We start from the raw sequence: 7,648 nt of genomic DNA on the forward strand, positions 1-7,648 counted from the left end.
GGATAGGGATAATCCGACGCAACAATCGTACGCAAAGCCATTTTTCGCCGACACATCAAACAGTTAAATAACAATTTTCGGGACGCTGACCCTACTGGTAAAAAATTTTCCCAGACGCGCTTTTTCTTGTAAAGCGTTAATTTGCCTCGATGGGATTTATCTTTTAGTTGCGATAAAAACAAAGCGGCGTTAGCCGCTTTGTAAAGAACGCCGACGCTCGGCGAGCTGGTGCAGATGTTGATTAAGTAAATGAACCAGTGGCTTGTTTTTGCCAAGCTTGGCCAGCTCAACCATGCCGCCGATTTGGTGGATGCGTTGAGTAAGCGAATGCTCAAGACCACTGATTTCCTTGTGGCCTGCAAGCATTAATGCCGTTTTGGTTTTGATAGTGTTGATTAAAAGACCGTTGTTCATGGCGTACTCCCTGTGGGATTGGTGAATGAGCCATGAACGGCAGCACGAAGCGGAGAACTGGCAAGGGCGGCGCGTCTTTTGGCGCCGTGCATTTACCCTTGCCGGTTTGAGCATCGTGCTAGAGTGACGGCTTATTCAGCAAGCACACTCACTCACAGACGACTCGGAGCTTTTCATTAAAGAGTGCTTTTTGTGCGTGTTTTACCGCACACCTAAAAACACACCCGGCATTTAACATAGTGCAAATTAGGCGGCATTGCTTCCAGTGGACAGCAGGGGCGGCTTTATCGCCTGTGCTGACCACTGCGCCTAATTCCCGGCATTATGTTTATTGCTGGGGGTGTGGTGAAACCCCGAAGCGCGGGGTGCAAACTGGAGGGAAGCATGACCGGAAGTTTGGGGGTTGATAAACCGAGAGCGTGGAGGATGCTTGAAGGGTTGGCGGCTTAGTTGCTGATAGGGAGAAGCAACTAAGATGACAAGCCTTGAAGCAGCCGCATCCGGCCGCTTTCAATCTGTCGATGTGTCCGACCATTATCGATATTCTTTGCCATGCCAGACTTTCAAGATATAAACAATGTCACCTTTAAAACTGTATCGGACTACATAATTTCCGGCTACAAACTCTCTTGCATCAGGCTCTTCTTCAAGTACTTTTCCAAGCTCGGGATGGAGCAATAATTTTTGTATTGAGTCCATTAATTTGCGTGCGTATTTATCGGCTGCTACCGGATTCTTTTCAGCGATAAATTCACGCAACCTTTCTAAATCATTGAAGGCTTCATGAGTAAATCTAAGTCTCATATTTTAGGCGGTTCCTTCTCATCGGGTTTACCCCAACTGGCAACCCAGGCCATCACTTCATCACCATCAATGGTATTGCCTTCTTCGATGTCGACTAAAGCTCGGCGTGTCTCTAAAAGCATTTGCTCTTGACGGTCCATGCGCTCAACATATTGGCTAACCGCATCTTTGATGATCCAACCTTTAGAACGATGGAGCTTTTCCGCAATGGACTCCAGTTTATCCATTAAATCATCAGACATTCTTACGCTGGTCATTGGCATGATAATCACCTCTCATTCAGCTTCTCATACAGATGCATTACAGTGTAATACATTGCATTACAACAGTCACTCATCATTTTCTGCAGCCAGCTCAGCGAACAGTTCATCAACCTGTTCTCGATGCGTCTTCGCGGGATGCGTCAGATCATGCACTTCTTTCAATCGACGAATGGACACCTGCGTATAAATCTGAGTAGTGTCCACTTTTGCGTGTCCGAGCATCTCCTGGATGTATCGGATGTCCGCACCGTTTTCCAGCATCACCGTCGCCATCGTGTGGCGGAACAGATGGCAGGATCCACTTTTGCCGGTGTCAGCCTGTTTCACGTAACGTCGAACAATTTGCGTCATGCGCGCTGGTGTAAACGCTTCGCCGAAGTGAGTCAGGAAGAAGCAATCCGTATCGATCCCGGTTTGTAATTCCGGTCGTGCTTCCATCAGGTATTTATCGCACCATTGGATCGCTCGTTCTCCAATCGGCACCATCCGATCTTTGGCGCCTTTGCCAAGGCGAACCATCAGGGTTCCGCGTTCGCGATCCAGATCGTAAAGTCTTAGATTGATCAATTCCATACGTCGAATGCCGGTGCTGTAAAACACTTCCATCACGGCGCGATCACGAATGCCCATTGCCGTTCGTGTGTCCGGTTGATTCAAGATCGTCTCAACTTCTTCCGTGGTTAATACATGCTTGGGTAAGCGTTTTTCGATTTTCGGTAATTCGATATCGGCGGCGGGATTGTAGAGGATGTAATTCTGTTTACTTAGCCATTTAAAGAAGGCGCGCAGTGATCCGAGTCTGGAATGTTGCGACTGGAACGTCAGTGGTTCGCCGTTTTCTTTGCGGTAGTGATACAGATAACGCTGATAACGCTCGATGATCTGCTTGGTGATTTCATTCGGTCGAGTTAGTCCACGTTCTTCACACCAGAGCATAAAATAATTGATATCGCGTTGTCGGTGTTCGACGGTGCGATCGCTGTAGTTTTTTACACCGAGTGATTCTAAAAACTTTTCACGGAAGGCGGCGAAGCCATTCGGATCATTCAAATCACCGACCGGCGGTTTTTTCTTGGCCATGTTAATGGCCTGTTGTAGATACATGGGTCGTTAACGACGTCCTGTCTACCGCGACACTTGAACATCCATGTTCATCGTACGTACGATTGTTCTCATCATTTTTTATCGGGAACAGTTCATTTTGATGTTCTTCGAGTTCGATAACTTTAGAAGCCTTGTTACCGTTGAGTTTGGCGTCGTTTTTATCGGGTTGACCACCACCGGACTGAACACTGACCACACCCTGACCGAAGGCTGACCGCAAGCCATTTAACCCTGACCGGTTTTTGTCGTAGCCTAATTTTTTCACGTCGATTAATCCGTTTAGGAAGGTATCGTGACTATTTTTGGAACCGGTAAAGAGCAGTTCATAATGGAAGCGTTGCCGATGTCCATTCGTATGAGCAACTAAATAATCGAGGTCGGTTAACCGTGACAGATGCACTTTTAACGCCGTATCACTCCAACCTAATGCATCGCGTAATTGTTTTCGGCTAAAGCGATAATCACTTTGTTCCACGCCGTGAGTTTTGCATTCTGCTTTAACGTAATCGCTGATGAGTGATAACAGTTTTCGAGTTTGCGGCGGTAACTCGTCCAGTGTTCGGCCCAGTACTTCATGCGCGAGTTGATTAGCCACGGCAATATCATCGAGCGTTACTTCGATGTATTCCATGCCGTTGTCGGTTTTAATATCACGCTGATATTGATGCAAGAATGCAATCGAGCGGATGAGCGCTAAATACTTTTGATGGTCGCGACGGGTTCGGGTTTGATGGCTCAGGAACGTCAGATGTTCGGCATAAGGATTTACAACGGCCAGGGGTTTTAACAAGCGCTGTGCGTTTCGATGCAGTTTAATCAGGTGCAGCTTTTTATTCTTTAGTCGCATGCCTTCAAGTGTTTCTGCTATCCGTTGTTGCTCGTGGATCGCTTCGGTTTGTTCTCTCGATTCGTTCACCGTCAGCACCAGACAACGATTCATCAACTCTTCATCAATGTCTATCGCAGTGGTAGTCATAAACAACATCACTGGGCCTTCGACATGATACGTCTGCGTTTCCAGATTACCGGTGCTGGCATTTTTGCCAGTACTGGCAATATTAATTTCACCTTCGGATTGCAGCAGTTTTAACGCATAGCTGGCGTTCTCTGCGCCTTCTTCCTCAGCGATGGCCAGTATTTTGTTTTTTAAATTGGTTTCGCCCAGGTAATACAAGCTCTGACCGGTCATCGCTGAGTATTGAACTCTTTCTTCTTCCGGCATCAGGTTTAATACCGCATCCATCAATGAGGATTTACCAGCAGCACTCGATGACTGGATAATCACAGCTAAGGGTTTATCGAGTTTTCGGGAGACGCCGGCCAGATATCCCACCAGTTTGTTAGTCTCTTCACCGACCACACCGCATTGATTAAAATCTTCGAGGATACGAGCGAGTAAGTTTTTATCTTTGAGTAAGGCTAACGCTTCTACTTTTTCACTGTCGTCCAGTTCGATGCTTTTTTCCTTCGGTGCCAAGGTATTTTGTATCTGTTCTTCCTGAAGTGCTTCGAGCTTCAACAATACTTTGCCTAAATCCTTTTTGATGATTTGTTCTTCGCAACCCAGTTCACTCGCCGCGATTTTAATAAACGTCTGCCGTTGTTTCGCATTGTAAAGTTCCAGTGTATCTACATGCACCGATTCATTACGACTCACCATTACATTCACTTTTAGCTGGTCATAACTCAGGTTCCGATTCAGTCCACGAACACGATACAAACGCTCACCAAAGGCGATTTTAATTTCGCGTTCGGTCACTTCGGCTTCAACATTTTGAGCGGGTTGATGTTCCACCGATGGCGAGGGTTCAGGTAAATCAGCGGCTAATGAGAAAGAGTCTTTCTTTTCCTGTTCAACGATTTTTTCTTCGGTCGGCTCTGGTGTATTTTGTCGTGGTTTCGCGCTTAACATGGGTTCAGCTTTGCGGATAACGAGCGCCAGCGATTTAACCGCAGGCTGAACCTGTAATGCGTATTCATTCGCATCCATCCCTTTAGGGAACAAGATGCGATAACAACTGATACCGTGTTTTTGTAATTCTTCCGCTAACTTTTCCGCCGCAGTGTTTCCGGCCTCGTCACGGTCGTAAGCAATCAATACACGCTTAACCTGGTGGTTGATGAGTGCAGCTAAAATATCCGACGTAAAGCCATTCACACCGTAAGAAGTAGTGACATTTCTAAAACCGTGACACCAGAAGGTCATCGCATCAATTAAACTTTCGCACAGGATAATTTCGTCAGAACCTAAACTTTTTTCATTCCAGACGCCTTTATGCGGCCCCGGTAAATACAGGTGATATGCCGTGCCTTTGCGTAACGCCCGCTGAATTTTTCGGCCATAAACCTCAGTGATGAGTCCGTTTTTATCGAACACAGGCACAACAAGAGAACCGTTAAAATGCTCATGGCCAGAGCGTCTCATTATCCCGATGTTTTGCAATTTACCGCGCAATTCCGCGCCAGCCTGACGGTTACTTTCCGGCAGGCGATAACTGAGCGTGCGATTAGCAAAGCCCAGTTTAAAATGGTTTATCAGTTCGGGATGATTGAGTCCGCGCGATCCCAGATACTCGATGACTTCCGGGCTTTTTTTGAGAGTCTCATGATAAAAATCGATGACGTTGTTTAAGGCTTCCTGCTCATCGGCTTCCGTCGATAACGGCGCATCCAGTTTTCTGACTGAGCCGTATTTTTTCGGTTGTGTGGTCGCTCCCGGCTTCCTGCCTCCCGCGACACTTGTTCGTCCCTGTACATCGTCGGCAGCTAAGGCAGGAGCGTAATCGTTCTTAAGCAACTCCACCGCATGTTTAAACGATACGCCCTCAATCTTCATCGTCCAGTCAATCACTGAACCGCCGACACCGCAGGCACCCAGGCAATGCCACAGGTTTTTATCGGGACTGACGACTAAGGACGGGGTTTTATCATCGTGGAACGGACAGCGGCAAACGTAATCCTTGCCTTGTTTCTTTAACTCGTAGCCTTGGCTTTTCAGCAACCGAACCAGGGACACCTCTGTTTTCAGTCGTTCGATCACATCGTCGCTAATTCGTGCCATTTCCGATATTTCCCCAAAACCCTGTCAATACCCAAACCAATAAAATAACTCTGTTGCAGAGTACTCTAATATAGAGTATTGTCAACTCTAAATCAAAAAACAGGGGGTAAACTAATGGCGTTCATTCACAACCCGGTGCATCACATGACGCCACAAGATAAACAGTTTTATCGGGAATTAGGCCATCGGATCGCTGAATTTCGTAAGGCCAAAGGACTCACTCAAGTGCAACTGGCCGAGATATTGGGGATCGCTCAACAGACAATGGCTCACTACGAGAGTGGTAATTTGCGAGTTGCTGTTGCTCTGTTACCACCCTTGACCAAAACGCTTGAAGTGAGCTTTTCAGAACTGATGGGCGAAGTTGAAGCAACTAAAAAGAAACGTGGTCCGGCATCCAAACTGGAGCAACAAGTGGCTCAGATCCAACAACTGCCACGAACCAAACAACGTTTTGTGATGGAGATGCTTGATACTGTTATTTCGCAAGCCACTCACTAATTTTTAAGACCATAAAAAAAGCGCAGCCAACCGGCTGCGCTTTAGGGTTCTGCTTATCTTCTATAAATTAAAGCAATGGCTCAATTTTTTCGTGGGTTAAAAGCCACGTTACATTGGCTACAACAAATCCTTTCTAACAAACTTGGCCACCTCAACATTCTCTGATGATATTTTATTTAAAGTTTCTTCACTAATACGAATTAACGAGCCAAGTTTGCTCGATGCTTTTCTAACTAGTTCATAATTATCAATGAGATGCACTAGAACTTGTAACTTACAGCTTTCGCTATTCCAGTAGTTAATAGGGTAAATCCCTTTAACAGCTCCTTTCTCGATTTTCTCGGGATGAATCATCCAAAGAGAGGTTTCTTGAGAAACACTTACCTGTTGATTGCCAAATAGCGTTTTTTTTATTTTTGTTTCCGATGCAGCAGAAAAATCTGAGGAGTAGTTTCTACCATAAGCATATAACAAATCCTCATCATAAATATCACTTTTAAAAATAGCATCTGATAACTTATCAAGTGCTCCTTGTCCGTAAACTGAAAGCTTAAAAATATTATTTTCATGATTTAAGTAAGAAAACTCTCTGCCAAGATATATACCAAACTCACCTGTCTCGTCATCGAAATATATATTCTCAACATCAATTACCTTTAACTCTGACAGTGTATTTAACGTTTTATTCTCATTATATTTTTTATCGCCACTATCATTAACACTATACTCACTTATACTAAAAGGTAGTGCATGTTGAGCATTATCTATAATGTTCATGAGTGTAGATATGTTATCTGTTGAACTCTTTCTAAAATATAAGTTCAACAAAGCTCTATCTGCTATTTTTGCTTTCTTAAAAAACATATTTAATTTCCAAATAGCTTATTTAAATAAACAGCCCAATTATTTACAGTTACAGAGCCCGAAAGATTTTCTTGTGTAATTTTATTAATATTTCTTGTTTGTAGTTTCGATACTTTGTCAGTCTTAGATGCTACTTCAATCGCTCTTACTGAACCATTTTTAAACCCGAGAAGCACATCGGGACGAGGTCCCCATTTACCAGTAATGTTAGCAATACCTTCTAGAGCTCTTTTATAACCAACATCGAAAGCAACACGAACAACATTAGGGTTATTAACAGCATGAAATATGCCTGTCATTTTCGAAAGGAACGCATGACCAAAAGTACCTGTACTTTGAGCTGACCCAACAAAAGTAGTCCTCAAATAACTCAAACCTCCTTTTGCTAAACCTCCAAGACCTGTAAGAAACCCAGCATAATTACCGTATTTATACGCATCACTGGATTCATCAAAAGTATCCTCTCCATGAATCCATTCACTAATAGTTCCGCCGAGACCAAAGGAAACAGTATTCCCCCAACTACCTCCAAAGTTAACCACTTCATCACTAGCCAACCAATCTCTAAAATCTAAGCCCATGTTGGCAATACTTTGAGAAAAGTCCGTTGATGCAGGGATGTTATTCCCACTGGTGG

The 7,648-nt window shown here is 44.6% G+C and carries 8 protein-coding genes; 1 reads left to right on the forward strand and 7 read right to left on the reverse strand.

Annotation, left to right across the window (positions count from 1 at the left end):
• Positions 1–189: 189 nt before the first annotated feature.
• The 5 genes from ACTUJY_RS20615 to ACTUJY_RS20635 all read right to left on the reverse strand — a co-directional run bounded on the left by ACTUJY_RS20615 (position 190) and on the right by ACTUJY_RS20635 (position 5,646).
• The gene (locus tag ACTUJY_RS20615) at positions 190–414 is read right to left on the reverse strand and encodes a hypothetical protein (RefSeq protein ID WP_463618026.1); all 225 of its coding nucleotides are present in this window, start codon (positions 412–414) and stop codon (positions 190–192) included.
• Between the two features lie 534 nt (positions 415–948).
• Complete coding sequence (locus tag ACTUJY_RS20620) at positions 949–1,218, reverse strand: type II toxin-antitoxin system RelE/ParE family toxin (RefSeq protein ID WP_463618027.1); 270 nt, start codon at positions 1,216–1,218, stop codon at positions 949–951.
• On the reverse strand, positions 1,215–1,481 hold the full coding sequence (locus ACTUJY_RS20625; protein WP_463618028.1) for a CopG family ribbon-helix-helix protein: 267 nt from the start codon (positions 1,479–1,481) through the stop codon (positions 1,215–1,217). The genes ACTUJY_RS20620 and ACTUJY_RS20625 overlap by 4 nt, the downstream gene beginning before the upstream one ends.
• A 66-nt stretch (positions 1,482–1,547) precedes the next feature.
• Positions 1,548–2,561, reverse strand: a complete 1,014-nt coding sequence (xerC, locus tag ACTUJY_RS20630) for a site-specific tyrosine recombinase XerC (protein ID WP_463618029.1) — start codon at positions 2,559–2,561, stop codon at positions 1,548–1,550.
• Position 2,562: 1 nt separating this feature from the next.
• Positions 2,563–5,646 carry a CHC2 zinc finger domain-containing protein gene (locus ACTUJY_RS20635; protein WP_463618030.1) on the reverse strand — a complete coding sequence of 1,028 codons (3,084 nt, stop codon included), beginning with the start codon at positions 5,644–5,646 and terminating at the stop codon, positions 2,563–2,565.
• Positions 5,647–5,760: 114 nt separating this feature from the next.
• On the opposite strand from ACTUJY_RS20635, the gene ACTUJY_RS20640 reads away from it, so the two are divergent.
• Positions 5,761–6,147: a helix-turn-helix domain-containing protein gene (locus ACTUJY_RS20640; protein WP_463618031.1), complete on the forward strand. Its 387-nt coding sequence runs from the start codon at positions 5,761–5,763 to the stop codon at positions 6,145–6,147.
• A 117-nt stretch (positions 6,148–6,264) separates the two neighbouring features.
• On the opposite strand, the gene ACTUJY_RS20645 is transcribed toward ACTUJY_RS20640, so the two are convergent.
• A complete protein-coding gene (locus ACTUJY_RS20645; RefSeq protein WP_463618032.1) occupies positions 6,265–7,011 on the reverse strand; it encodes a hypothetical protein in 747 nt (248 codons plus the stop codon).
• Between the two features lie 2 nt (positions 7,012–7,013).
• Positions 7,014–7,648 (reverse strand): hypothetical protein (locus ACTUJY_RS20650; protein WP_463618033.1); only part of this gene is annotated, 635 nt, incomplete at its 5' end.

The organism is Pleionea sp. WD8-19 (genome assembly GCF_055326765.1).